This window comes from Pseudomonas sp. MYb541 (assembly GCF_037479595.1).
In the GTDB taxonomy this organism is placed as follows: domain Bacteria; phylum Pseudomonadota; class Gammaproteobacteria; order Pseudomonadales; family Pseudomonadaceae; genus Aquipseudomonas; species Aquipseudomonas canadensis.
Genome location: NZ_JBBGYS010000037.1, coordinates 49181 through 75668, shown reverse-complemented (window position 1 = coordinate 75668; position 26488 = coordinate 49181). Strand labels below are relative to the sequence as shown.

21 protein-coding genes are annotated in these 26488 nt (G+C 62.1%); 12 read left to right on the top strand and 9 right to left on the bottom strand.

What is annotated here, in order from left to right:
- Positions 1 to 486: DUF1289 domain-containing protein (locus WH299_RS21735; protein ID WP_339551264.1), on the top strand; the 486-nt coding region annotated here is incomplete at its 5' end.
- Between the two features lies 1 nt (position 487).
- Here WH299_RS21735 and mdeB read toward each other — a convergent pair.
- Positions 488 to 3154: an alpha-ketoglutarate dehydrogenase gene (gene mdeB / locus WH299_RS21730; RefSeq protein WP_339551263.1), complete on the bottom strand. Its 2667-nt coding sequence runs from the start codon at positions 3152 to 3154 to the stop codon at positions 488 to 490.
- A 191-nt stretch (positions 3155 to 3345) separates the two neighbouring features.
- Between mdeB and WH299_RS21725 the strand changes: the two genes are divergently transcribed.
- The 3 genes from WH299_RS21725 (at position 3346) to WH299_RS21715 (ending at position 6089) form a co-directional block, all read left to right on the top strand.
- On the top strand, positions 3346 to 4260 hold the full coding sequence (locus tag WH299_RS21725) for a class I SAM-dependent methyltransferase (protein ID WP_339551261.1): 915 nt from the start codon (positions 3346 to 3348) through the stop codon (positions 4258 to 4260).
- Between the two features lie 149 nt (positions 4261 to 4409).
- Positions 4410 to 5126, top strand: coding sequence for a phosphatidylcholine synthase (pcsA, locus tag WH299_RS21720; RefSeq protein WP_122727476.1), 717 nt, complete (start codon positions 4410 to 4412; stop codon positions 5124 to 5126).
- A 183-nt stretch (positions 5127 to 5309) separates the two neighbouring features.
- Entirely contained in the window at positions 5310 to 6089 is a 780-nt protein-coding gene (locus tag WH299_RS21715; protein WP_028615969.1) for a TSUP family transporter, read from the top strand.
- Here WH299_RS21715 and nudC read toward each other — a convergent pair.
- Together nudC and WH299_RS21705 are read right to left on the bottom strand one after the other, a co-directional pair.
- On the bottom strand, positions 6057 to 6890 hold the full coding sequence (gene nudC / locus WH299_RS21710) for an NAD(+) diphosphatase (RefSeq protein WP_339551259.1): 834 nt from the start codon (positions 6888 to 6890) through the stop codon (positions 6057 to 6059). The two genes, WH299_RS21715 and nudC, sit on opposite strands and share 33 nt — an antisense overlap.
- 5 nt (positions 6891 to 6895) lie before the next feature.
- On the bottom strand, positions 6896 to 7708 hold the full coding sequence (locus tag WH299_RS21705) for a crotonase/enoyl-CoA hydratase family protein (RefSeq protein ID WP_028615967.1): 813 nt from the start codon (positions 7706 to 7708) through the stop codon (positions 6896 to 6898).
- 192 nt (positions 7709 to 7900) lie between these two features.
- Here WH299_RS21705 and WH299_RS21700 point away from each other — a divergent pair, with 192 nt between their 5' ends.
- The 4 genes from WH299_RS21700 (at position 7901) to WH299_RS21685 (ending at position 12048) form a co-directional block, all read left to right on the top strand.
- A complete protein-coding gene (locus WH299_RS21700) occupies positions 7901 to 9148 on the top strand; it encodes a chloride channel protein (protein ID WP_339551258.1) in 1248 nt (415 codons plus the stop codon).
- Positions 9149 to 9246: 98 nt separating this feature from the next.
- On the top strand, positions 9247 to 9801 hold the full coding sequence (locus WH299_RS21695) for a UPF0149 family protein (RefSeq protein WP_339551257.1): 555 nt from the start codon (positions 9247 to 9249) through the stop codon (positions 9799 to 9801).
- 568 nt (positions 9802 to 10369) lie between these two features.
- Positions 10370 to 11626 (top strand): 3-phosphoshikimate 1-carboxyvinyltransferase, encoded by a 1257-nt coding sequence (aroA, locus tag WH299_RS21690; RefSeq protein ID WP_339551256.1) that lies wholly within the window; start codon positions 10370 to 10372, stop codon positions 11624 to 11626.
- Between the two features lie 32 nt (positions 11627 to 11658).
- Positions 11659 to 12048, top strand: coding sequence for a hypothetical protein (locus WH299_RS21685; RefSeq protein WP_028615963.1), 390 nt, complete (start codon positions 11659 to 11661; stop codon positions 12046 to 12048).
- A 1-nt stretch (position 12049) separates the two neighbouring features.
- Here WH299_RS21685 and WH299_RS21680 read toward each other — a convergent pair whose 3' ends face one another.
- A complete protein-coding gene (locus WH299_RS21680) occupies positions 12050 to 12649 on the bottom strand; it encodes an NAD(P)H-dependent oxidoreductase (RefSeq protein ID WP_339500043.1) in 600 nt (199 codons plus the stop codon).
- 69 nt (positions 12650 to 12718) lie between these two features.
- Between WH299_RS21680 and WH299_RS21675 the strand changes: the two genes are divergently transcribed.
- Positions 12719 to 13312, top strand: a complete 594-nt coding sequence (locus tag WH299_RS21675; protein WP_122727488.1) for a TetR/AcrR family transcriptional regulator — start codon at positions 12719 to 12721, stop codon at positions 13310 to 13312.
- A gap of 64 nt (positions 13313 to 13376) precedes the next feature.
- Here the strand turns inward: WH299_RS21675 and WH299_RS21670 are convergent, their stop codons facing one another.
- On the bottom strand, positions 13377 to 14045 hold the full coding sequence (locus WH299_RS21670) for a GNAT family N-acetyltransferase (RefSeq protein ID WP_028615960.1): 669 nt from the start codon (positions 14043 to 14045) through the stop codon (positions 13377 to 13379).
- 20 nt (positions 14046 to 14065) lie between these two features.
- Positions 14066 to 14974, bottom strand: a complete 909-nt coding sequence (locus tag WH299_RS21665) for a LysR family transcriptional regulator (RefSeq protein ID WP_339551255.1) — start codon at positions 14972 to 14974, stop codon at positions 14066 to 14068.
- A 112-nt stretch (positions 14975 to 15086) separates the two neighbouring features.
- Between WH299_RS21665 and WH299_RS21660 the strand changes: the two genes are divergently transcribed.
- The 3 genes from WH299_RS21660 to WH299_RS21650 all read left to right on the top strand — a co-directional run bounded on the left by WH299_RS21660 (position 15087) and on the right by WH299_RS21650 (position 19567).
- Positions 15087 to 16301, top strand: coding sequence for an MFS transporter (locus WH299_RS21660; RefSeq protein ID WP_339551254.1), 1215 nt, complete (start codon positions 15087 to 15089; stop codon positions 16299 to 16301).
- An 81-nt stretch (positions 16302 to 16382) separates the two neighbouring features.
- Positions 16383 to 17234, top strand: a complete 852-nt coding sequence (locus WH299_RS21655) for a CAP domain-containing protein (RefSeq protein ID WP_028615957.1) — start codon at positions 16383 to 16385, stop codon at positions 17232 to 17234.
- 152 nt (positions 17235 to 17386) lie between these two features.
- A complete protein-coding gene (locus tag WH299_RS21650) occupies positions 17387 to 19567 on the top strand; it encodes an ATP-binding protein (protein ID WP_339551253.1) in 2181 nt (726 codons plus the stop codon).
- A 3-nt stretch (positions 19568 to 19570) separates the two neighbouring features.
- Here WH299_RS21650 and WH299_RS21645 read toward each other — a convergent pair whose 3' ends face one another.
- From WH299_RS21645 to treS, 3 genes are read right to left on the bottom strand one after another with little or no spacing between them, the layout of a single operon-like run.
- Entirely contained in the window at positions 19571 to 20737 is a 1167-nt protein-coding gene (locus tag WH299_RS21645; protein WP_122727496.1) for a GGDEF domain-containing protein, read from the bottom strand.
- 51 nt (positions 20738 to 20788) lie between these two features.
- Entirely contained in the window at positions 20789 to 23026 is a 2238-nt protein-coding gene (gene glgB, locus WH299_RS21640; protein WP_339551252.1) for a 1,4-alpha-glucan branching protein GlgB, read from the bottom strand.
- Entirely contained in the window at positions 23023 to 26370 is a 3348-nt protein-coding gene (gene treS, locus WH299_RS21635) for a maltose alpha-D-glucosyltransferase (protein ID WP_339551251.1), read from the bottom strand. The genes glgB and treS overlap by 4 nt, the downstream gene beginning before the upstream one ends.
- Positions 26371 to 26488 lie beyond the last annotated feature (118 nt).

Here is a 26488-nt window from a genome sequence, read left to right as displayed (position 1 = left end):
CCCAATCAAACCATCAAGACCCCCTGCGTCGGCCTGTGTTCCACCGTTTACGGGGACCTGGTCTGCCGGGGCTGCAAGCGTTACCACCATGAAGTGATCCAGTGGAACGGCTACAACGCCGACGAGAAACAGGCGGTTTGGCTGCGCCTGGAGCAACTGCTGGTACAGGTCATGGCCAGCAAGTTGGAGGTGTTTGATGCGCACCTGCTGCGCCAGCAGCTTGAGTCGCGCAAGATCCGCTTCATGCCGCACCAGTCGGCGTATTGCTGGGCGTATCAGCTGATTGCCCGCGGTGCACGGGTGATTTCCAAGCTGGACGCGTATGGGCTGGCGTTGCTGCCGGAGTTCCGCGAGCGCAGCCTGGCGGATCTGCGGGATGCGATTGACCGGGAGTTTTTCCTGCTGTCCGAGGCGCATTACGAGCGGTATATCGCCCCGGGGTTTATCAGGGAGGCTTTTGGGCCTCCACTGATAGCCAGTTTTTAACTCAGCAATTCCAGGAGGCTGCGCGTTCGGCCTGCAGGTCATAACGCTCAATCGCCTCCTGGCACACCCGCGCCTCCAGACGCCCCTGCTTCACCAACGCCGTCAGCGCCGCCAGCACAATGTGATGGCGGTCCACCTCAAAGAAATCCCGCAGCGCCGCCCGTGTATCACTGCGGCCAAAGCCGTCGGTACCCAGTACGGTGTAGCTGGAATCCAGGTAAGCGCCAATCATCTGCGGCACTGCCCGCACATAGTCAGTCACCGCAATCACCGGCACGCCTTTGGGCAAGCATTCATTCACATGGCTGATCCGCGCAACGGCCTGCGGATGCAAGCGGTTCCAGCGTTCCACCTCCCGCGCATCCCGCGCCAGCTCGCTGAAACTGGTGACGCTGAACACGTCGCTCGTCACCTGCCAATCATCCGCCAGCAACTGTGCCGCCGCTTGCGCCTCGCGTACCAGCGTGCCGGACCCGAGCAGGCGCACCTGGGCATCGGCCGAGCCTTGCAGACGGTACATACCCTTGATAATCGCCGCTTCAACTCCGTCTGGCAGGCTGGGCTGCGGGTAGTTTTCGTTCATCAGGGTCACGTAGTAGAACTCGTCCACATCGTGTTCGAGCATCTGGCGCATGCCGTGGTCGAGGATCACCGCGAATTCCCCGGCGAACGCCGGGTCGTAGGCGCGGCAGTTGGGCACGGTGGCCGCAGTGAGGTGGCTGCTGCCGTCCTGGTGCTGCAAGCCTTCGCCACCCAGGGTGGTGCGTCCGGCGGTGGCGCCGAGCAGGAAGCCACGGGCACGTTGGTCAGCGGCGGCCCAGATCAGGTCGCCGACGCGCTGGAAGCCGAACATCGAGTAATAGATGTAGAACGGCAACATGCGCAGGCCATGCACCGAATAACTGGTGGCCGCCGCAACCCAGGAACTGATGGCGCTGGCTTCACTGATGCCCTCCTCCAGGATCTGCCCGTCGGTGGCTTCGCGGTAGCTGAGGATCGAGCCGATGTCTTCCGGCTCGTAACGCTGGCCGACACTGGAGTAAATGCCGATCTGCTTGAACAGGTTGGCCATGCCGAACGTGCGCGCTTCATCTGCCACGATAGGCACGATGCGCGGCGCCAGCGCCTTGTCCTTGAGCAGGTTGGTCAACATGCGCACGAAGGCCATGGTGGTGGACATTTCCTTGCCGTCGGCAGCCGTGGCGAAGCCGGCATAACCCGATATGGCCGGCACGCTGACCGGGGCGGCGACCTGGCTGCGACTGGGCACGTAGCCGCCCAACGCCGTGCGACGCTGGTGCAGATAGCGCAACTCCAGGCTGTCCTCGGCCGGTTTGAAAAAGCTCAGGGATTCGGTCTGTTCATCGGACAGCGGCAATTGGAAGCGATTGCGGAAGGCGATCAACGCGTCGCGGTCCAATTTCTTCTGCTGGTGGGTGGTCATCTTGCCCTGCCCGGCCTCGCCCATGCCAAAGCCCTTTTTGGTCTGGGCCAGGATCACCGTGGGTTTGCCTTTGACCCGCCGTGCGGCGTGGTAAGCGGCGTGGATCTTCACCATGTCGTGGCCGCCGCGCTTGAGGCGATCGATCTGCTCATCGCTCATGCCCTCGACCAGCCGGGCCAGGGACTCGCTCTGGCCGAAGAAGTGTTCGCGGTTGTAGGCGCCATCCTTGGCGGCGAAGGTCTGAAATTGACCGTCAACGGTGTTGGATAAAATGTTGACCAGCGAACCGTCAGCGTCCTTGGCCAGTAACGCATCCCAGTCCGAGCCCCACACCAACTTGATCACGTTCCAGCCAGCGCCGGCAAACAAGGCCTCCAGTTCATCGATGATGCGCCCGTTGCCGCGCACTGGCCCGTCGAGGCGTTGCAGGTTGCAGTTGACCACCCAGGTCAGGTTGTCCAGGCCTTCGCGGGCGGCCAGGGTCAGGGCCGACATGCTTTCCGGTTCGTCCATCTCGCCGTCGCCGAAGACGCCCCAGACGTGACGGTCGGTGGTGTCCTGCAAGTTGCGGTGCTGCAAGTAGCGCATGAAGCGCGCCTGGAAGATTGAACTAATGGGACCGATGCCCATGGAACCGGTGGGGAACTGCCAGAAGTCGGGCATTAGCCACGGATGCGGGTAGCTGGACAGGCCGCGTGCGCCCTGTGTGGGCCCGCCTATCTCCTGACGATAGTGCGCCAGGTCGTCTTCGCTCAAACGCCCTTCAAGGAAGGCGCGTGCATAGATGCCTGGCGCGGAATGCGGCTGATAGAACACCAGATCGCCGCCGAAGCCCTCGTTCCGTGCGCGGAAAAAGTGGTTGAAGCCGACTTCGAACAGGTCCGCCGCGCTGGCGTAACTGGCGATATGGCCACCCAGTTCGCCGTAGGCCTGGTTGGCCCGCACCACCATGGCCAAGGCGTTCCAGCGCACCAGCGAGGCCAGACGTTCTTCGGTCGCGAGGTCGCCGGGGAATGCCGGTTGCTGCTCGACGCTGATGCTATTGATGTAGGCCGTGCCGTGGTGCGGTTTCCAATCGATATGCGGCGCACTGGCATCCTGCGCCAGCAAGTCGAGGATCTGCCGAGCCCGCGCCGGGCCGGCGTGCGTGACCAGGGACGCCAGGGCGTCGCGCCACTCATCCAACTCTTGCTGATCAATCACCGCATTCGTGAAACCGTTCATGGGCACCTCCGGGCTTTTTTTCCAGTTTATGTCGGTGCTGGAGGATTTTTTGCCTGTTATCAGGCGCTCGACGTTGAATTTTGAGCATGAATCACTGCCAATTTTGCTTCTGGCAGCACGTTATGCTCAAGCAGGACGAAAGCCCGCAATTGTGTTTAAAATGCCGCCCGCTCAACGACCGACGTTTAACGATGACCCCAGACGCACTCGCCACCCTGCACACCCACCTGCTCACCGCCCTGGCGACCCCACCGGCTGAAACCCGCCGCCTGTTCCACGGCCGTGGCCGTTGCTGGCCGGGCCTGGAGCAACTGACGGTGGACTGGTTGCAAGGCGTGCTGCTGGTGGCGTTATTCAAGGAACCGGACGCGGCACAACTGGAAGCCTTGAAGCACCTGCTGCAAACCGAGTTCGGCACCTACACCATCGCGCTGCAACACCGTTACCTGCCGCAAAGCACCACCGAGTGGCTGTCGGGCAACCCTGTCGACGAGTTGACCATCACCGAAGGTGGCCTGCACTACCTGATCGACCTGGGTAAAAAACAGAATAGCGGGCTGTTCCTCGACATGCGCTACGGCCGCAACTGGGTGCGTGAGCAGGCCAAGGGCCAGCGCGTGCTTAACCTGTTTGCCTACACCTGTGGCTTCTCGGTGGCGGCCATCGAAGGCGGCGCCGACCACGTGGTGAACCTCGACATGGCCCGTGGCGCCCTGAGCCGTGGCCGCGACAACCATCGCCTGAATGGTCATGACCTGGGCAACGTCAGCTTCCTGGGCCACGACCTGTTCAAGTCCTGGGCCAAGGTCACCAACAACGGCCCCTACGACTTAGTGATCATCGATCCGCCGTCGTTCCAGAAAGGCAGCTTCCTGTTGACCAAGGACTACCAGCGCGTACTGCGCCGCCTGCCGGATCTGCTCACGCCACAGGGCACCGTACTGGCGTGCATGAACGACCCGGCCTTCGGTGAAGACTTCCTGATCGACGGCGTCACACGCGAAGCACCGGGCCTGCGCTTTGTGGAGCGGCTGGAAAACCCGCCGGAATTTCCGGATATCGATCCACAAAGTGGGTTAAAGGCACTGGTGTTCCGCCAGGGCTGATGCCGAAACGTCCTACGCTTGCTACGCTAAGTGATACACCGGGGAGGTGAACCTTCTTACCCCCTTCCCGGTCGATACCTGCATTCCCCGGCCAGACTCGACGGCGTCACGTCGTCGGCTGCCCTGTTTCACCTTTTGGAGAACCGCCCGTGATATCGACCCTGCATGTAGCCAGACTCAAAGCCTGGGGCGCCCACGGCTTTACCGCCACCGGTGTAGTATTGGCCTTCCTGGCCACCCTGGCGCTGCTGGAAAACTCACCCAAGGCCTGCCTGCTATGGCTGGGCCTGGCACTGGTGGTGGACGGGGTTGATGGCTCACTGGCGCGACGGGTGAATGTGAGCACGGTATTGCCGAGCTTCGACGGCTCGGTGCTGGACCTGGTGATCGATTACCTCACCTATGTGTTTATCCCCGCCCTGTTTATCTATCGCTATATCGACCTGCCGGACTTTACCCACCTGTTTACCGTGTCGGTGATCCTGGTGTCGTCGCTGTTCTGCTTCTGCAACGTCAATATGAAGAGCAAGGACAACTACTTCGTCGGCTTCCCCGCCGCGTGGAATGTGGTGGCCTTGTGCGTCTATATCATCCAGCCGGAAGCCTGGGTCACCTTGCTCACCGTGATCGGCCTGGCCCTGCTGACCGTGACGCCGATGAAATTCCTGCACCCGTTCCGGGTGAAGCGGTTCATGCCGATCAATATCGCAGTAACCACGATCTGGTTGCTGTGCAGCTTCTTGATGGTGATGGATTACCCGAACACCAACCCGTGGACGTTTGGCTTGTGGTCGCTGATGTCGGCGTATTTCCTGGGGATTTGTATCTGGCGCACGGCACTGGAGTGGCTGGGAACACACAAATGACCCGGTGAACACTCTTCAAATGTGGGAGGGGGCTTGCCCCCGATAGCGGTGGGTCAGCTAAAGATGAGTCAGCTGGAGCACTGCCATCGGGGGCAAGCCCCCTCCCACATTTGGATTTGCAGACTCCCCGCGAGTAAGATGGCGGCCTTTCGCTTAGCGCCCAGCCAATAATAAGCCCAACCCATGCCCTTCGAACTCAGCGTAGACCTCACCACCCTCGCCATCCTGGCGGCGGTCGCTTTTATCGCCGGCTTCATCGATGCCATCGCCGGCGGCGGGGGCTTGCTCACCACGCCCGCCCTGCTCACCGCTGGCATGCCGCCGCATCTGGTACTGGGCACCAACAAGCTCAGTTCCACCTTCGGCTCGGCCACCGCCAGTTTCACCTTCTATCGGCGCAAGCTGTTCCATCCGCGCCAGTGGGTGCATGCCATTGTCGGCACGCTGATCGGTGCGCTGACCGGCGCCGTGGTCGCCCACTACCTGCCGGCCGAAACCCTGAACAAGATGCTGCCGGTGATCGTGTTCGCCTGTGGCGTGTACCTGTTGTTCGGCGGCACGCCCAAGGCGCCAGTGGACGCCGATGCACCGATCAAGAAGAAATGGCAATCCACCCAGGGCTTCGGCCTGGGCTTCTACGATGGCGTGGCCGGCCCCGGCACCGGGGCGTTCTGGACCGTGAGCACGATGCTGTTGCACCCCATCGACCTGGTGAAAGCCAGCGGTGTGGCGCGCAGCATGAACTTCGTCAGCAACGCGGGGGCGCTGACGGTGTTCATCATCAATGGTTCGGTGGACTGGATCGTCGGCCTGGCCATGGGCGTGTCGGTGATGTGTGGCGCATTCTTTGGCGCACGCAGCGCGATCAGCGGCGGCGCCAAATTCATTCGCCCGGTGTTCATCACCGTGGTCCTCGGCCTGACGGTGCGCCTAGCCTGGCAGCACTGGTTCAGCGTGACCTAGTCGGCGGGCCAAATACAGGTCGATCAAGTAACGCGCAATCGAACGTGACGCCGGCAACGGCGGCAAGTCGTGGATGTTGAACCACTGCGCGTCCTCGATCTCATCAGCCTGGGGCACAATATCGCCCCCGGCGTACTCGGCATGAAAGCCCAGCATCATCGAATGTGGGAACGGCCAGCACTGGCTACCCATGTACTGGATGTTCTTGACCTCCACCTGCACTTCCTCGCGCACTTCGCGGATCAGGCAGTCTTCGGCCGACTCGCCCGGCTCGGCAAACCCCGCCAACGTGCTGTACACCCCCGTGACAAAGCGTGGCGAACGCGCCAACAGGATCTCGTCGCCACGGGTCACCAGCACGATCATGCTCGGCGAGATACGCGGGTAGCTGCGCAGGTCACAGGCCTGGCAGAACATCGCGCGCTCGCGTGGGACCTGGACCATGGCCTGGCCGCAACTCCCACAAAACCGGTGTTCCCGCGCCCAGGTGCCGATCTGCGCTGCGTAGCCCAGCACCTTGTAAAGGGTGTGATCGCCTTGCAGCATGAAACCGCGCAACCCCTGCCAACTGCAACCCGTCACTTCAGCAGGTGCATTGAGTTCCAGCAGGTACACCGGCTCGCCGTCAAGGTGGCCGATGCCGTGTTCTGCGAACACCGACAGGTCCTGACGCTTGAGCCATTCCCGGGGGAACAGCGGGCCGTTGGTGTCATGCAAAAAGCCGTCGCGGCTGCGGGCGACGGCCCAGCCGCCAGGGGTGTCGTTGTCCAGCAGCGTTGTGGTAATCCAGCCTGGGGTCATGTCAGTCAATCCACGAATTCGGGTTTCTGCTTACTCATGTGGGCCGCGATGGCCACGCGCAGGTCGTTGGATTGCAACATAGCCGAGTTCCAGGTGGCAACGTATTCCAGGCCGTCATTGACTGTATGGTCACGCATGTAGCTGATCATGGCCTTGGTGCCGGCCACGGCAATCGGCGACTTGGCGGCGATTTCATGGGCAATCTCCATTACCCCGGCCAACAGGCTGTCCTGATCGGGATAGACGCGATTGACCAGGCCGATGCTGCGCGCTTCCTCGGCGCCGAACTGGCGGCCGGTGTAGGCCAGCTCACGGAGCATCCCATCGCCGATGATACGCGGCAGGCGCTGCAGGGTGCCGACGTCAGCGGCCATGCCGATGTCGATTTCCTTGATGGAGAATTGCGCGCCTTCGGCGGCGTAGCGCATGTCACAGGCGCTGATCAGGTCGATTGCACCACCGATGCAGTAACCCTGGATCGCCGCCAACACCGGCTTGCGACAGTTGTCGACCGCATTGAACGAGGCTTGCAGCTCAAGGATCTTGCGGCGCAGCAAGCGTGCGTTGCGGCCCACGTCCTTACCGAATTCATTGGCCACCGAGGCCAGCATCATCAGGTCGATGCCGGAAGAGAAATGCTTCCCGGCACCACTCAGCACCACGGCGCGCACGGCGTCGGTGTCTTCGACCCACTGGAAAATGTCGATGATTTCGGTCCAGAACGCCGCGTTCATCGCGTTGATCTTTTCCGGGCGGTTGATCTGCACATGGGCAACGTTGCCGGTGAGTTCGACGACGAAAGCTTGGTATTCGGACATGGCAGTGATCCCTGACTGGCGAGTGATAAGGCCCGAACTATAACAAGGGAACGTGACGGCACATCGGCCAAAAACGGGACGGGCAAAGGTAATGGAATGTTGTGGGCGTGCGGTTCATGCAGCGCCAATACATTTCATCCAGGGCAGCCGATTTATCGGCTATACAATCAGGGCCATTGCCTGGAGCTGCCTATGCCGACCCCGTTTCGCTCATCCTTGATTCTCGCTCTGGTGGTCGTGCTGACCGGCATCGGTGCCGGATGGGGCGGGATGTTGCTGGCGTTGCTGCTGCATGGTATCCAGCACCTGGCCTACGGTTATAGCCTTGACAGCCTGGTCAGCCATGAAACCTTCCTGCTGGGCGTGACGGCGGCGCCGCCTGAGCGGCGGCTGCTGGTGCTGGTGGTGTGCGGCCTGGTGGCGGGATTGGGCTGGTGGGCGATTTATCGTTACGACAGGCCGCTGGTGAGCATCAAGCAAGCGGTGTCGGAGAAGATGCCGATAATGCCACCCAAGACCACGCTCGCCCACGCCTTGCTGCAGATCATCACCGTGGCCCTGGGTTCGCCCCTGGGGCGTGAAGTGGCACCGCGGGAACTCGGGGCGTTGGCCGCCACCTGGTTGGCCCTGCGCGCTGGACTCGACCCGCAGATGCATCGCCTGATCGTCGCCTGCGGCGCCGGTGCCGGATTGGCCGCGGTGTACAACGTACCGCTGGGTGGCGCGGTGTTCGTGCTGGAAGTGCTGGTGGGCGCGTTCAGTTGGCCGGCGGCGGTGATTGCGTTGGCGACTTCAGCGATTGCAGCCTCGGTGGCGTGGATCGGGTTGGGTGCGCAATCGCAATATGCAGTCCCGCACTTCGTGTTGAACCCTGCCCTGATTGCCTGGGCGGTGGTCTGCGGCCCGATCTTCGGCGTGGCGGCGTACGGTTTCACGCGACTCACCGGCAAGGCGCGAGCGAATGCCGCCAGGGGCTGGCGCCTGCCGGTGCTGTCATTGATCAACTTCACCCTGATCGGCGGTTTGGCGATGCTGTTGCCGCAAATCCTCGGCAATGGCAAAGGCCCGGCGCAGCTGGGTTTCGACAACGAACTGACGATAGGCCTGGCGGCGTTGTTGCTGGTGGTCAAAGTACTGATCACCACCAGCAGCCTGCGCGCCGGCGCCGAAGGCGGCTTGCTCACCCCGGGCCTGGCCAATGGCGCCTTACTGGCAATCATCCTCGGCGGCGCCTGGAGCCTGGTCTGGCCCGGCGTGCCCCTGGGCGCATTCGCAATCATCGGCGCCGCCGCCTTCCTGGCCGCCAGCATGAACATGCCGTTGACCGCGATTGTGCTGGTAGCGGAGTTCACTCGCATCGACCACGACTTCCTGGTGCCGATCATCCTGGCCGTGGTGGGTTCGATGTGTGTGAGCAAGCTGTGCCAACGGCGCGGGTAGAAACGCTGCAAAAGGCTGGATAAAACCCGGCACACACGCCATCCTTCGCGCTTTAAGCCGCCCCATTCGCGGCGCTCGACGTTTAAAGGATATGCCCCATGCACGCCCAACCCCTCACCGCCGCCGAATTCGAATTCATCGAAAACACCCTGCTCAAGTACGGTGACGACCACTCGGTGCTGAACCTGGCCGAACTCGACGGTTACTTCACCGCGCTGGTCTCCAGCCCGGTCCAGGTGGACGTGGCCGAGTGGTTCCCCGCGATCTGGGGCGGCCAGAACCCGGAATGGGACAACATGGACGAAGCGCAAAGCTTCCTCGAACTGTGCGTGCGCCACCTCAACACCCTGGCCGCACAACTGGCGACCGACGCCGCCGGCTTCAACGCCCGCTTCGACGAAACCGAACACCAAGGCCACACCGTGACCCTTGCCGAAGAATGGTGCTTTGGCTACATCCGCGGCGCCGCCATCGGCAACTGGCCGGAACTGCCGGCAGAACAGGCTGCACGGCTGGAAAAAATCTCCTGGTGCGCCGAACAAGACAACTTCGAACTCCCAGCCGACCTGGATGTACAGGCACACCAGCAACGCGTCAGCGAAATCGAACCGGCAGCGCGCGCACTGCATGATTACTGGTTGGCGAAGCGATAACAGCCTGCTGGGTCCGAGGCGCCTGCATCGCCGGCAAGCCAGCTCCCACAGTGGACTGCGCTTGCCTTTGCCTTTGCCTTTGCCTTTGCTCCACACCACTCAAGCCGGCTGTCAGGCCGCTGTGCTTTTGATCTTGATTTTGATCTTAGGCGCCCCGTCAAACACGCTGGCCGAACGCAGGCTTGAATCCGTGGGTAACCCGGCAGGACGCCGGGTTAGCCGCGCTGGGCCAAGGATGGCCCATCGCGGCGGCCCACGGACTCAAGCCGGAGTGAGGGCACACCGAGCCTAAGCGAGGTGCCGAGTGTTGGGGCAAGAGCGTTTTGCTTACTTTTGCGCTCTATCAAAAGTGAGCCGCCGTAAGGGCGGAACCCTAAGCCGCCGTTACCCAAGTAACGGATATGTACACCGAACAAACGCCATCGCCGGCAAGCCAGCTCCCACAGTTGGAACGATATACCCCCAGTAAATATCAGCGCCCATGACCCCAAGCTCGACAAGCACCACATCTATACCCGATTATTCAACTCCGCCCGCCGCCCGTGCCTTGAATCAGGAGCCCTGTACCTTGAGTTCGCAGAAAACCGTGACCGTCACCCCGCCCAACTTCCCGCTCAATGGCAAGGTCGCGCCCCCCGGCTCCAAATCCATTACCAACCGCGCCCTCCTGCTCGCCGCCCTGGCCAAAGGCACCAGCCGCCTCAGCGGCGCACTCAAGAGCGACGACACCCGCCACATGTCCGTAGCCCTGCGCCAAATGGGCGTGACCATCGACGAACCCGACGACACCACCTTCGTCGTCACCGGCCAAGGCAAACTGCAACTGCCGCCACAGCCCCTGTTCCTCGGCAACGCCGGCACTGCCATGCGCTTCCTCACTGCCGCCGTGGCCACCGTGGAAGGCACCGTGGTACTGGACGGCGACGACTACATGCAAAAACGCCCGATCGGCCCGCTGCTGGCAACCCTCGGCCAGAACGGCATCCAGGTCGACAGCCCCACCGGTTGCCCACCCGTCACCGTGCACGGCGTCGGCAAGATCAAAGCCAAGCGTTTCGAGATCGACGGCGGCCTGTCCAGCCAATACGTATCGGCCCTGCTGATGCTCGCGGCCTGTGGCGAAGCGCCGATTGAAGTGGCGCTGACCGGCAAGGACATCGGTGCCCGTGGCTACGTGGACCTGACCCTGGACTGCATGCGCGCCTTCGGTGCCAAGGTCGAAGCAGTCGACGACACCACCTGGCGCGTGGCCCCGACCGGTTACACCGCCCAAGACTACCTGATCGAACCCGACGCCTCTGCCGCCACCTACCTGTGGGCCGCTGAAGTGTTAACCGGTGGCCGCATCGACATCGGCGTGGCCGCGCAGGATTTCACCCAGCCGGACGCCAAGGCCCAGGCCGTGATCGCGCAGTTCCCGAACATGCAGGCGACAGTGGTCGGTTCGCAAATGCAAGACGCCATCCCCACCCTGGCAGTGCTCGCGGCGTTCAACAACACACCCGTGCGTTTCACTGAACTGGCCAACCTGCGGGTCAAGGAATGCGACCGCGTACAGGCGCTGCATGACGGCCTCAACGAGATCCGCCCTGGCCTGGCGACCATCGAAGGCGACGACCTGCTGGTAGCCAGCGACCCTGCCCTGGCCGGCACCGCCTGCAACGCGCTGATCGACACCCACGCCGACCACCGCATCGCCATGTGCTTTGCCCTGGCCGGGCTGAAGGTCTCGGGGATTCGCATCCAGGACCCGGACTGCGTCGCCAAGACCTATCCTGATTACTGGAAGGCCCTGGGCAGTCTTGGGGTTCAGTTGAGCTACTGAGGGCTCGGCGTCGGAATGGGGAGGCACTGCACATGACAATCCGCCAACCCTGCCCACCCGGCGCCTGCGTCTGCGACCGCGAAGAGCTGCTGCAAGCGCCGGGCGCCGACCTGCGTATCCTTAACCTCACGCGGCAGGAAGAGAAAAAACTGCTCGACCGCCTTGAACACCTCAAGAGCCTGCAAGACCTGGAACGCATGCAACAGCTGATGTACCAGCAATTGGGCATCCGCGTGCATATCGCGCCGGGTCACACCGAGGTCAAGAGCATGCGTGGCATCCAGATCGTCATCGACGAGCTACCGGGCCTGTGCCGCAAGACCCGCCAATCGATCCCGGCCGCGATTCGTCGAGGCCTGGAGAATCAGCCGGAAATCGCTTACCGCCTGCTCGACGCCCACGATTTGTTTCGCGAAGGTTGAATCAACCGGCGACTGTCTCGGTCTCAAACAGTCCCTCGCCCAAGGCCCGGGCCTGCTCCAGATGCGCCTGCGCCCCGCCGCTTTCCGAATCCAGCAACAGCGCTGACGTGACCACCTGCGCGCCGCAGTAATCGAAGATTCCGTAGTCAATTTGCGTGCGCATGGCCTTGGCGTAGCCGTGTCGATCAAACGCTCCGTCGTCGGCAGCGCCCAGGGCCAGCAGGTGTACCTGCAAGTGGCGCAATTTCTTCACCACCGGCATATCGGGACCGTAATCGATCGCCCAACCGTTGATGAACACGCGGTCGATCCAGCCTTTGAGCAGGCCCGGCATGGACCACCAGTAGATAGGGAATGCCAGCACCAGCGCATCGGCGCGATCGATACGGGCTTGTTCAGCCAGTACGTCCGCCGGTGGCGTGGCGCGCATACGGTGTACCCGATGGTCGGCTGCGTTATAGCGCGGGTCGAACCCTTCGGCGGCGATGTCGGCCATTTCGAAGGTGTGGCCCGACGCAGCAAGGCCGGCGGCGACCTGGGCCGCCACGCTGTGGGTGAGGGATTGCGGGTCGTGGTGAGCAACAACGATGAGTGCGTGCATGACATTGACTCCGTGAGAGGTTACGCTGGGCTTAAGTTACGTTTAGTAAGTTACTTTTGGTATATAAGCATGTCAAGCACAGCGTCCCCCGCTCCTCGTCGTCGCCTGTCTCGTGAAGATCGCCTGCGCCAACTGCTGGACGTGGCCTGGCAACTGGTGCGCGATGAAGGCACCGAAGCCCTCACACTCGGCCGCCTGGCGGAGTTGGCGGGGGTGACCAAACCGGTGGTCTATGACCATTTCGTCACCCGCGCCGGGTTGCTGGCCGCGTTGTATGAAGATTTCGATGCGCGTCAGGACCAGGTCTTTGCCAGCGCCATCGCAGCCAGCAACGCAACCCTTGACGACCGTGCCTGGGTGATCGCCGCGTCCTATGTGGATTGCGTGCTGTTGCAGGGTCGCGAAATCCCAGGGGTGATTGCGGCCCTCAGCAGTTCGCCGGAACTGGAAGCCCTCAAGCGCCAGTACGAGGCGATCTTCCTCGATAAATGCCGTGACGCGCTGTCGCCCTTTGGCCGCATATCCCAGGCGGGACTGCGCGGCATGTTGGGGGCGGCGGAGGCGCTGTCCCAGGCGGCGGCCAGCGGTGAGATCAGCCGCGAAGAGGCGCAGCAGGAGTTGTTGGCAACCATTCTGGCGATGGTCAATCGCGGCCGCGTATAAACACTTTTTGACGGATGAGGAATAAACCAGCGCGGTGGGTGTTTACCTGAGTACGGCGTGTGCTTCAGCCCCGATTCTGTATAAACACCTGCACCTTGTGCGCCAGTTGATCAAGATGCCGATCCCGCTGTTTCTCGGCATCCACCATGGCGCGCTTGCCATGTTTTTGCAGCAGATAGGTATGAATCTGCCGCACCTCCAATGAGCTGTAGATCGCCGCCACATCCAGCACGCCCATCAAGCCGTCCGTGCCGTAGTCCCGTGTGTTCATCAGCACCTGGGTGCCCCGTGCGCCGCGCACTTGAAAACCCATGCCCTCGAATGCCGGCACTTTTTCCACTGAGCACGCCAGCTCCGCATGGGGATATCGGCTCAGCACATCCCCCATCATTGCGCGTGCCACACCCTGGCGCCGGTGGCCAACCTGCACTGCCATAAACGCGATACCACAGGCTTCTGGGTCATCCTTCACCGGCAGGTACAGGCAAAAGCCGATCAGCTTTTCCTCTTCCATCGCCACCACCAATTCGACGGCAATGCCTTTGGCACCGTTCAACGCTTCCAGGTACAGGTGCACCTCAAAGCCAATGGCGTACTGGTAGATGTTGTACAGCAGGTTGCTCGGCGGCAGCGCCACGCTGCTGATGTCGGTGAGGTTGTCCACCACCATCTGCAGGATCTGAGCATTGATGGGCTCGGGGCACGGTGTGGTGTAGCGGGTAAGGCTGAACATGCAAATTCCTGGGTTTAGCGTCAAGGCAGCGGCGATTGTACCTGTTGCAGCCCGCACACCTCACGCAAACATCCGCGCAACCAGCGATGAGCCAGGTCAGCGTCCAGCCTGGGGTGCCAGAGCATCGACACGGTGAAGGTGGGCAACGCCAGCGGCAATGCAAAACTGCACAAGCCCTCGCGTTGGTGGGCGGTATAGCGTTCCGGCACGCTGGCGATCAGGTCGGTGTCGCGGGCTAGAGCGATGGATGTGGCAAAACCGGCGACGACGGTATTGATCTGTCGCGTGAGGCCTTGAGCTTCGAGCATGTCGTCGATCTGGCCGCGGTCCTGGCCGCGTCGGGAGACGTAGACGTGCCGGCCTGCGGCGTAACGTTCAACGCTGACGTCACCTCGGCTGAGAGGATGGCCACTGCGTACCACACCCACCAAGCGATCGCGAAACAGCGCCTGGGTCAGCACTTCCGGGCTGGCGGTGGGGTCGACCACGCCGGTTTCCAGGTCAACGCTACCCTCACGCAACAAGGTGCTGTCCTTGTCGGTTTTGTTGATGAAGCGCAGGCGCACACCGGGCGCGTCCTCAGCGATACGCGCCAGCAATGCCGGGCCGAAATTTTCGACGAACTCTTCGCTGGTGCGCAGGGTGAAGGTACGCGCCACCTGGGCCATGTCCAGGGATTGCACGGGACGCAGCACCGCATTGGCCTCTTGCACCAAGCGGCTGACCTGCTCACGCAACGCCACCGCCCTGGGCGTGGGCACCAGGCCGCGACCGGCGCGTACCAGCAAAGGGTCGCCGGTGGTCTCGCGCAATCGGGCCAGGGCGCGGCTCATGGCCGAAGGGCTCAGGCGCAGGCGTTTAGCCGCAGCTGCGACACTGCCTTCGGCGAGCAGCACATCCAAGGTGATCAGCAGATTGAGATCGGGCATCCGCACTCCTTATAAGGCGTTGCATGCATCTATTAACTGCAATCCATGCGTCTTCCGCCATGTTAGGCGACGCCGTAGATTTGTGACAGTTGCCATTACTCAAGGATTTGCCATGTCTACCCATTCACGCGGCAGCCTCATCAGCCTGTGCCTGTCCATGTTGCTGGCCTCGCTGGGCACCAGCATCGCCAATGTCGGCCTGCCCAGCCTGACGCAGGCGTTTGATGCCTCTTTCCACGCGGTGCAGTGGGTGGTGCTGGCTTACCTGTTGGCGATCACGGCGGTGATTGTGAGTGCCGGACGCCTGGGGGACCGGTTCGGGCGGCGGCGATTGTTGCTTGCCGGGTTGCTGCTGTTCGCCGTGGCGTGCGGGTTGTGCGGCTTGGCGCCGTCCCTTGCGTGGCTGGTTGCAGCACGCGTACTGCAAGGCCTCGGCGCAGCCGTAATGATGGCAATGGCCCTCGGCATGGTCGCAGACACTGTTACCAAGGAGCGTACCGGCCGCGTGATGGGTTTGCTGGGCACGATGTCCGCCGTCGGCACTGCAATGGGCCCCAGTGTTGGCGGTGTGTTGCTGAGTGTGTGGGGCTGGCGCGCGATCTTCCTGATAGGCATGCCATTGGGAGGGATGGCCGTCGCCCTAGGCTACCGCTATCTGCCGATTGACCGGCCCCGCGTGGCACCCCGCGATGGCTCAAGTTTCTGGGCATCATTAAAAGATGCGCCGTTGCTCACCGGCCTGGTCATGAGTGCCCTGGTCGCCGCCGTGATCATGGCCACGTTTGTGGTTGGACCGTTCTATCTGTCCCGAGGCCTGGGACTCGATCCCGAATGGATGGGCCTGGCCATGGCGGTCGGGCCCTGTGTCGCGGCCATCAGCGGCGTCCCCGCCGGCAGGCTCACCGACCGCCTTGGCAGCCCGCGCATGACATTGGCCGGCCTGGGCCTGATGGCCTGTGGCGCCCTGCTGTTGTCCTGCGCTTCGGGCCTGTTCGCCTACCTGGGTGCATTGGTGATCCTGACCACCGGTTACAGCCTGTTCCAGGCCGCCAACAACACCGCTGTGATGAGCGACGTGGAGGCCGCGCGGCGTGGCACGGTCTCGGGCCTGTTGAACCTGTCACGCAACCTCGGGCTGATTGTCGGCGCCTGGGCGCTGGGCGCGGTGTTCGCCTGGGCCAGCCCGGATGTCACCCGTGCGCTCCCCCAATCCGTGGCCTATGGCCTGCATGCAACGTTCGGCGTCGCACTGGCCTTGATCCTGCTGGCATGGGTGATGGCATGGCGCCGATTCAGTGCCTTCAACTCCCTGCAGAACACCCATTGAGGCAAAAAAACAAAAAAGGCGTTGCACCAGACCGGGTTACATCGCGCATCATGGGCACTTTCAAGCTCAAGGGTAACGTCCATGCGCGTTCTGTCATTGATGATGGGTCTTACGACGCTGGCCGCCACTACGGTGTTCTGCGCCAGCGCGATGGCGAATGAAGAAAGTCAGTTGGTACAACAGATCAACCAATACCGCAGCCAGGTGCAACGCTGCGGCGACCAGGGCTCCCAGGAACTGCCGCCATTGGCCAGCGACACCCGGCTGGTGCTGCCGGCCACCAACGTGGGCGACCTGCAGCAGGCGCTGGCGCGGGCCGCGTACCCGATGGTCAATGTACAGGCCATCAGCCTGTCGGGACCCAAGGATGCCCAGGCAGCCATGAAGGCGGTGCGCGAAAGCTTCTGCCGCGTGGTGCTGGACCCGCAATTTGTCGATATCGGCGTGAGCAACAGCGGCCAAGACTGGCGCATCGTGCTCGCCCGCCCGCTGCTCACCAGTGGCCTGGGTGATTGGCAGACCGAAGGCAAGCAACTGCTCAACCTGATCAACACCGCGCGCTCACAACCACGCCAGTGCGGCACCCAGGCGTTCACGGCTACCACGCCGTTGTCCTGGAATGACGACCTGGCGGGCGCCGCCAACAGCCACACGCGCAACATGGCCAACGGCAACTTCTTCGATCACCTCGACCACGACGGCCGCACGCCCGGCGACCGCGCTGAACTGGCTGGGTACATTGCGAAGAACATCGGCGAAAACATCGCCGCCGGCCTGGATACACCACGCAAGGTTGTCGACGGCTGGCTCGCCAGTCCGGGCCATTGCGCCAACCTGATGAACCCGCAATTTCGTGAGTTGGGTGCGGCCTATGCCATGGACCCGAAAAGTGATGCGGGGATTTACTGGACGGGGGTTTTTGGCGCCCAGTAGGCCCACCTGGCCATCCACTCAAACGGACAGTGCATCAAATTGCTATCACCGCGATAATCCCGCTGAACTGCCAGCGGGCATTCCGGTCTGTTGCTTGTTGGGCCGTCCCTTCCAGGCAGTGAACAGACCGTGGCAAACAAGGTGTTATCGCAATGATGAATTGGCTGCAAAGCAGCAGCGACATGGCTGAGCAGGTTCGCCAATACGATTGGGCAAGCACCCCCCTGGGACCGCTGGAGCAGTGGCCGGATGTGCTCAAGACCACCGTGGCGTTGTGTCTTGCGTCGAGCTTCCCACAATCAATCATTTGGGGGCCTCACCTGACCACGTTGTACAACGACGCGTTCATTCCGATCCTGGGCGACAAACCTTTTGCACTCGGTCGTCCATTCAGTGAGGTGTGGCATGAAGTCTGGGCCGACGTGAGTCCCATCGCCAATGCGGCGTTTGAGGGGCATGCCACCTATATCGAGAATTTCCCCCTGCTGATCGAACGCGGCGCTGGCCTCGAACAAGCCTATTTCACCTTTTGCTACAGCCCTATCCGCGATCCCGAGGGCAAGGTTGTCGGGATGCTGGATACCGTCACCGAAACCACCGCCACCGTGTTCCTCAACCGCCGCCTGGCGGTGCTGGACGCCGTGGGCAGCGCCGTGGCCAATGCCACTGACGCCGAAAGCATCATGTCCACCACCACGCGTCTGTTGGCCGAGCACCTGCACGTCTCCAATTGCGCCTATGCCGACATGGACGCCGATGAAGACGGCTTTACCATTCGCGGCAACTGGGCGGCCCCCGGCTCGCCGAGTATCGTCGGGCGCTACAGCCTGGCGTCGTTCGGCGCGCGGGCCGTGCAGCAACTGCGTGCCGGAGAACCGCTGGTGGTGCAGGACAACCGCGTCGAATTCCCGCCGGAGGTAGCCGCCAGCTACCAAGCCCTGGGTGCAATGGCGACCGTATGCTTCCCACTGATCAAGGACGGCCGCCTGACCGCGTTGATGGCAGTGCACCACAAGACGGCACGCGTCTGGGCGCCCTACGACCTGGCGCTGGTCGGGGAAGTCACCGAGCGTTCCTGGGCGCATATCGAGCGGGTGCGCGCCGACGCCGCCGTACGCGAGGGCCTGGCGGCGTTCACCGAGCTCAATGCCACCCTGGAACAACGGGTGCAGGAGCGCACCCTCGCCCTCACCCAGACGGAAGCGGCGTTGCGCCAGTCCCAGAAGCTGGAAGCCATCGGCCAATTGACCGGCGGCGTGGCCCATGACTTCAACAACCTGTTGACCATCATCCGCTCGTCGGTGGACTTCCTGCGCCAACCGGGGTTGTCCGAGGAACGGCGCCAACGCTATATGAGCGCCGTTTCCGACACCGTCGAGCGCGCCAGCAAACTCACCAGCCAACTGCTCGCTTTCGCCCGACGCCAGCCGCTCAACCCGGAAGTCTTCGATGCAGGTCTGCGGGTCAAGAACATCGGCGAAATGCTCGAAAGCGTCACCGGCGCACGTATCCATGTGCAGGTGCAATTGCCCGAGCGTCCTTGCCATGTGCGCGTCGACGCCAGCCAGTTTGAAACCGCGTTGATCAATATCGCCCTGAACGCCCGGGACGCCATGGACGGGCAAGGCACCCTCACCTTGCACGTGGCCCCGGTGGACACCATGCCGCGCATCCGTGGCGACGAGGAAAGCCGCCAACCCTTTGTGAGCATCGCCCTGGCCGACACCGGCAGCGGCATTCCCGGCGACACGCTGGAACGCATTTTCGAACCGTTCTTCACCACCAAGGCCGTCGGCAAAGGCACTGGCCTGGGGTTGTCCCAGGTATTCGGCTTTGCCAAGCAGTCCGGCGGAAACGTCGATGTGGCGAGCCATCCGGGCCAGGGCACGCTGTTTACCCTGTACCTGCCAGAGGTGGCGGCGCAGGTGATATCACACGAGCAAAGCCTGCAAGATCCCCTGCCGGGCCAGAACATAACGCTGCGCCATATTCTGATTGTGGAAGACAACCTCGAAGTGGGCCGCTTCGCCAACCAGATCCTGCAGGACCTGGGTTACCAGACCACCTGGGCCACCGATGCGGAGCAGGCGCTCGCATTGGCCGGCGCAGACGCCCTGGCGTTCGATGGGATTTTTTCGGATGTGGTGATGCCCGGTATGACGGGCGTAGCGATGGCTAAAGTATTGCGCCAACGGCGCCCGGATTTGCCGGTGGTGCTCACCTCCGGCTACAGCGAGGAACTGGCCGAAAGTGGTTATGAAGGGTTCGAGTTCCTGCCCAAGCCCTACTCCGCCGACCAGGTTGCCCGGGCGCTTGCCAAGGCGATGTCCTGAGTCCTATTCGGCTACCGCCACCTGATTACGCCCTTGGGCCTTGGCACGATACAGCGCCTTGTCAGCGGTGTTCATCAGGCCGTGCAGGTCTTGGTCCTGAGTATGGGTGGAGGCCACGCCAAGGCTGGCAGTCAGGCCATGCACCGGCTCGGAGGCCAGGCCTGAGATGGCCTTGATCAACTGCTCGGCAATGTCCCGCGCGGTTTCCAGCGACGTATTAGGCAGCAACACCGCAAATTCCTCGCCGCCCAGGCGCCCGTACACGTCGGCCTGGCGGAACGAGGCACTGATCACCCCACCAATCTGGCGCAGCACTTGGTCACCGGCCTGGTGACCGTAGGTGTCATTGATTTCCTTGAAGTGGTCCATGTCCATCATCAACGCACACAACGGCTGCTGATTGTGACGGCATTGTGCGTACAAGACCTGGGCATGTTCGAAAAAGGCACGCCGGTTCATCAGGCCGGTGAGTTCGTCGGTCTGTGCGGCGCGGGTGGAGATGTTGTGGGCACGCTCCATCTGACGGGTCAGGCGAAAGGCCTTTTCCAAGGCGTCCGACAGCTTGCGCGTGGCGCTGACCACAAAGGTGGAGAACACCAGCACCGCAATGGCGACGCCCACTTGCATCGAGGATGGCTGGAACAGCAGCCACACGGTACACGGCAATAGCACCACAGCCATGGAGGCCAAGGTCATGTAGCGATAAGCCGAGTAACAGGACACGGCGCTGACCGACATGCCCACCGTAAACAGCATCACCAGCACCTGGGACAATCGATCATCGGTGGGCATGACCGCCAACGCACCGATTCCCCAGGTTGCGGCAGACAGCATCAGCGTAACCCAGTAACGGCGCTCCCAACGGTCCGGCGTACGCTCGGCATTGGGACAGCGAAACCACTCCATGAACATCTGGATACGAACCAGGGAAGTCACCGCCAATACCACCAGCCAGACCAGGATGACCTGATGGTCAAACCGATCCCAGCACAACCAGCTCAGCATCACCGCGGCCAGGTAACTGCCGAAAATCGCAGCAAATGACTGCCGGAACAGCTGGTGCAAACGGTCGGTCCGCACCTGCTCCTCTATAAAGCAATCCTGGTCCTGCCCACGCCCAAGGCCATTCATGAATTTCGCCTGATTCGACTGCCACGACAAAGGCGCCATTGTGGCACCCTGCCAGTAGTGCGGACAACAGAATCCAGCAAGGTAGAGCCTTTAAAGCGATTCCGGCCGCAGAATCAGCACGCCCAGTGGCGGCAGATTCAACGACAGTGACACCGGCTGCCCGTGCTTGGGTTCATCCTGGGTAAACACCTCGCCTCCATTACCGTAATTGGATCCTGCGTACATGTCCGCATCACTGTTGATCATTTCACTCCAGCGCCCACCAAACGGCACGCCGACGGCGTAACCCTCGCGCGGCACCGGGGTGAAGTTGGCCACCACCAACACCGGCTTGCCGTCCTTGCTCCAGCGCAGCCAGGCGTAGACGCTGTTGATCGCGTCGTCACCGATCAGCCACTGGAAGCCTTGAGGCGCGTCGTCCTGTTCATGCAGGGCCGGCTCCTCGCGGTACAGACGATTGAGGTCGCCCACCAGCTTCTGCACGCCTTTGTGTTCGGCGTACTGCAGCAGGTACCAATCCAATTGCTGGTCATGATTCCACTCGCGCCATTGGCCGAATTCGCAGCCCATGAACAACAGCTTTTTGCCGGGGTGCATCCACATGAACGCCAGGTAAGCGCGCAGGTTGGCGAACTTCTGCCAACGGTCGCCAGGCATCTTGTCGATCAGCGAATGCTTGCCGTGCACCACTTCATCATGGGAGATCGGCAGGATGAAACGCTCGGACCAGGCATACACCAGGCCAAAGCTCAGCTCGTTGTGATGGTGGGCGCGGTACACCGGATCCTGCTGGATGTAATGCAGGGAATCGTGCATCCAGCCCATGTTCCATTTGTAGTTGAAGCCCAGGCCGCCTTGCTGGGTGGGCTGGCTGACGCCGGGCCAGGCGGTGGATTCCTCGGCGATCACCAGGGCACCAGGTGCCTCGATAGCGACCACATCGTTGAGGTGACGCAGGAAGTCGATGGCTTCCAGGTTTTCGCGGCCGCCATGGCGATTCGGCACCCATTCGCCGGCTTTACGTGAGTAGTCGCGGTAGAGCATCGAAGCCACGGCGTCCACGCGCAGGCCGTCGATATGGAAGTGTTTGAGCCAATGCAACGCCGACGCCAACATGAAGCCATGCACTTCGGTGCGGCCCAAATTGTAGATCAGCGTGTCCCAATCCTGATGGAACCCTTCCAGCGGGTTGGCATATTCGTACAGCGCAGTGCCGTCGAATTGCGCCAGGCCGTGGGTGTCGGTGGGGAAATGCGCCGGCACCCAGTCAAGGATCACGCCGATATCGGCCTGATGCAGGGCGTTGACGAAATAGGCGAAATCCTGCGGCGAACCGAAGCGTGCCGTCGGTGCGAACTGTGACAAGGCCTGGTAGCCCCAGGAGCCGCCGAAAGGGTGCTCCATGATCGGCATCAGCTCGATATGGGTGAAACCCAGTTGCTGCACATAGGGAATCAGGCGCTCGGCCAATTCGCGCCAGTTGTATTGGCGCGCCACTTCGCCCGCTTCATCCAGCTCCGCCTGCCAGGAACCCACGTGCAATTCATAGATCGACAACGGCGCGGTGGTCTTCTGCTTCTCGACTCGCGATTGCATCCATTCGTGGTCCTGCCAGTCCACCTGCAAGGGCTCGGCAACCTTCGAAGCCGTGTCCGGCGGCAGTTGAGTGGCCAACGCCACGGGGTCGGCCTTGAGCGGCAGGATCCCATTAGCGCCGAGTACTTCGTACTTGTAGGCCGCACCCGGCTGCAGACGTGGGATAAAGATCTCCCACACGCCGGAAGGATGGCGCAGGCGCATCGGATGCCGGCGACCGTCCCAGATATTGAAGTCGCCCACCACCGAGACCCGCCGCGCATTCGGTGCCCACACGGCGAAGCGCACACCCTCAATGCCATCGACGCTGGTCACCTGGGCCCCCAGGCAACTGCCGAGATCGCGGTGATTGCCTTCAGCGAACAGGTACAGGTCCATTTCACCGAGCAACAGTTGTTGGAAGCTGTAAGGGTCTTCGGTGATCTGTTCACCACCGGCCCACTGGATTTTCAACAGGTACGCCTGCCGGGTCTTGAACTGCCCGACAAACAACCCCGGGACCTGGCTCGCGTCCAGGCTGCCGATCGGCTCGCCGCTGTCGCGCGCCAGCACCTGGACGCTCAAGGCCTCCGGCAGGAACGCGCGGATAAACTGGCCGCCGTGTTCATCATCGTGTGGCCCGAGAATCGAGAACGGGTCATGGTGCTCGGCGCGTACCAGCGCTTCGACGTCCTTGGACGCCGGCAATGCAGTCAACTTCGGTTGCAGCGGTTCTTTATTTGTAAAGCTCATGACGTCTCCCCACCGCGTGCAGTTTTCGATATAGGTGCAAGCCCGCTCAACAGTCCGTGCAACCCTTGCAGGGGCACCGGCAACCAGGTCGCGCGGTTTTCCGCTTCGTAGGCCACTTCATACGCGGCCTTCTCCAGGCTGAACAACGTCAGCGCTGCGTCCTGACCTTTGGCATCCTGCCAGTCATGCGCCAGTGTAGACGTAGCGGACTGATAAGCCTGGATAAAGGCCTGGCGTGCTTCTTTGAGGTAACGGTCAGTCACGCGTTTGCGCGCCTGGTCCGCTTCGGGCGAATGGTCCACCCCTTGTACATTCAAGGCCATGGCTGCCGCGTAGTCGAAGGAGCGCAACACGCCGCTCACATCTTTATACGGGCTGTGCTTGCCGCGTCGTTCGTGCAGTGGCCGCGCCGGTTCGCCTTCGAAATCGATCAGGTAGGCATCGCCCTTCACCACCAGCACTTGGCCCAGGTGCAAGTCACCGTGGACCCGAATACGCAACCCGCCGGCCGTGGCTTTCGCCAAGGCCTGCACATGGCTGGCAATGGCTTTTTTCTGCGCCAGCAATTCACTGACCAGCGCTTGATCCGCGGGGTTCAACTGGCTTTGATGAAGTTTGAGCAGTTGCAACGCGCGGTCCAACTGCGCGCCGACATCCTTGGCCCAGGCCTGGGTGTCCTTGGCCGTGGTGGCTTCGGGCTTGAAGTCTTTGTTGGTGGTTTTCGCGCCGAGTACCAGGTGCATTTCACCCAGGCGTTGGCCGAGCAACCCGGCAAAATCCGCCAGCTCGCCCAGGGCGTTGTAGTGCTGTTCCTGCTCGGAGATGGCTTCGGCCAGTTCGTCGCGAATCGCCCTTTCCAGGTTGTTCTGGGTCCAACCCCAGGCATCGCCCTGGTTGCTCAAATAGCCTTGGGCAATCATCAGCAGGTTGTCTTGGCCTTCGGCATCATGACGCACCATCGAGCCCAGTAGCGGCGAGATGTTGGGGTAGCCGGCTTCGGTCAGGTAGGCGCTCATTTCCAGTTCCGGGTGCACGCCGGAGGCGACTTTGCGGATCAGCTTGAGCACCAGGCTCTCGCCCACCACCACCGAGCTGTTCGACTGCTCGGCCGACAGGTAGCGCACTTCGGACTCATCCGTCAGTTGCAGCTTGGCCAGGTGCAGCGTGGCGGCAAAGCGCAGCTCGCCTTCGCTGGTGTTGAGCACGGTGCCCGCCTGTAAACCCTGGATGACGGCGCGGATAAAGTGTTCGAGGCTGAAGGCATCAGTCACCAACCCCACCTGACGCACTCGGCGTACACGGGCCAGAGCCAATTGCTGCGGCAAGGCGCTGGTGAACTGGTCTTCACCGAGGAAGCCGAACGGCAACTGATAACGGCTGACCTGGCCACCGGCCGTCACTTCAAGCTCGCTGAGCAACACCGGATGCTGCGGATCGCCAAAGCGCACACCGTAGGCAATGCGCACGCTGTCGATGGCCGTGTCCTTGCCCGCGAACCAGCGGCGCTTGGGCAGCCAGGCCGGCAGTGCGGTCTGTTCCAGGGAGGCGCGGCAGGGTTCTTCGAGCAATTCTTCCATGCGCTTTTTCAATACCAGCGTGGTGAAGTCCGGCATGCTCTGGGCCGGCTCCACATGCCAGCTGGGCATCTGGTTTTCCGGCGCCAGCACAAACCAATAAAAGCCGTAAGGCGCCAGGGTCAGCAGGAAATTCAGCTGGCCGATGGGCGGGAAGGCATTCCCGCCGAGCATCTCCACCGGCACCATGCCGGCGAATGCTGACAGGTCCAACTCGGCCGCCTGGGCACTGCGCGACACGTTGGCCACGCAGAGGATGATCTCGTTGCGCCCGTCTTCGCCGGTGAATTCACGGGTATAGGCCAGGATGCGGCGGTTGCTCGGTGAAAGCATTTTCAAGCTGCCACGGCCGAACGCCTTGGATTGCTTGCGCACCGCCAGCATGCGCCGGGTCCAGTTCAGCAACGAATGCGGGTCCTGGGCCTGGGTCTCGACATTCACCGATTGATAGCCGTATTGCGGGTCCATGATCGGCGGCAACACCAGGCTGGCCGGGTCGGCGCGGGAGAAACCGCCGTTGCGGTCGATGGACCATTGCATCGGCGTACGCACGCCATCGCGGTCGCCGAGGTAGATGTTATCGCCCATGCCGATTTCATCGCCGTAATACAAGGTCGGCGTGCCGGGCATCGACAGCAACAGGCTATTGAGCAACTCCACACGACGACGATCGCGCTCCATCAACGGCGCAAGGCGCCGACGAATACCCAGGTTGATCCGCGCGCGCCGGTCGGCGGCGTAGTAGTTCCACAGGTAGTCGCGCTCTTTGTCGGTGACCATTTCCAGGGTCAGTTCATCGTGGTTGCGCAGGAAAATCGCCCATTGGCAGTTGGCCGGAATCTCCGGGGTCTGGCGCAGGATGTCGGTGATCGGGAAGCGATCTTCCTGGGCCAGGGCCATGTACATGCGTGGCATCAGCGGAAAGTGGAAGGCCATATGACATTCGTCGCCGTCATCGCCCTTCTTGTCACCAAAGTAGAGTTGGGTGTCTTCCGGCCACTGGTTGGCTTCGGCCAGCAGCATGCGGTCGGGGTAATGGGCATCGATTTCGGCGCGGATCTGCTTGAGCACGTCGTGGGTTTCAGGCAGGTTTTCGTTGTTGGTGCCGTCGCGCTCGATCAGGTACGGAATGGCGTCGAGGCGCAGGCCGTCAATGCCCATATCCAGCCAGTAACGCATCACCGACAACACAGCTTTCATCACCTGGGGGTTGTCAAAGTTGAGATCGGGTTGGTGGGAATAGAAGCGGTGCCAGAAGTATTGGCCGGCGACCGGGTCCCAGGTCCAGTTCGACTTCTCGGTGTCGAGGAAGATGATGCGCGTGCCGTCGTATTTCTGGTCGTCATCCGACCACACGTAGAAGTCCCGCGCCGCCGAGCCTGGCTTGGCCTTGCGCGCGCGTTGGAACCAGGGGTGCTGGTCGGAGGTGTGGTTGATCACCAGCTCAGTGATCACCCGCAGCCCACGTTTGTGCGCCTCGGCAATAAAGCGCTTGGCGTCGGCCATGGTCCCGTAGTCGCTGTGCACACCGCGGTATTCGGCAATGTCATAGCCATCGTCGCGACGCGGCGAGGGGTAGAACGGCAATAGCCAAATGGTGTTTACGCCCAGATCGGCGATGTAGTCGAGCTTGGCGATCAGGCCGGGGAAATCACCGATGCCGTCGTTATTGGAGTCGAAATAGGATTTAACGTGAACCTGGTAGATCACCGCGTCCTTGTACCAGAGCGGGTCTTTGATGAAGGTGGCAGCGTTGGGCTTCTTCGCCATTGGAAACTCCTGGAATATTCGAACGGGAGAAACGCGGTCACTGTAGGAGCCGGCTTGCCGGCGATGGCGTACTTGAGCCATGCAGCGATGCCAAGGGCCTTATCGCCGGCAAGCCGGC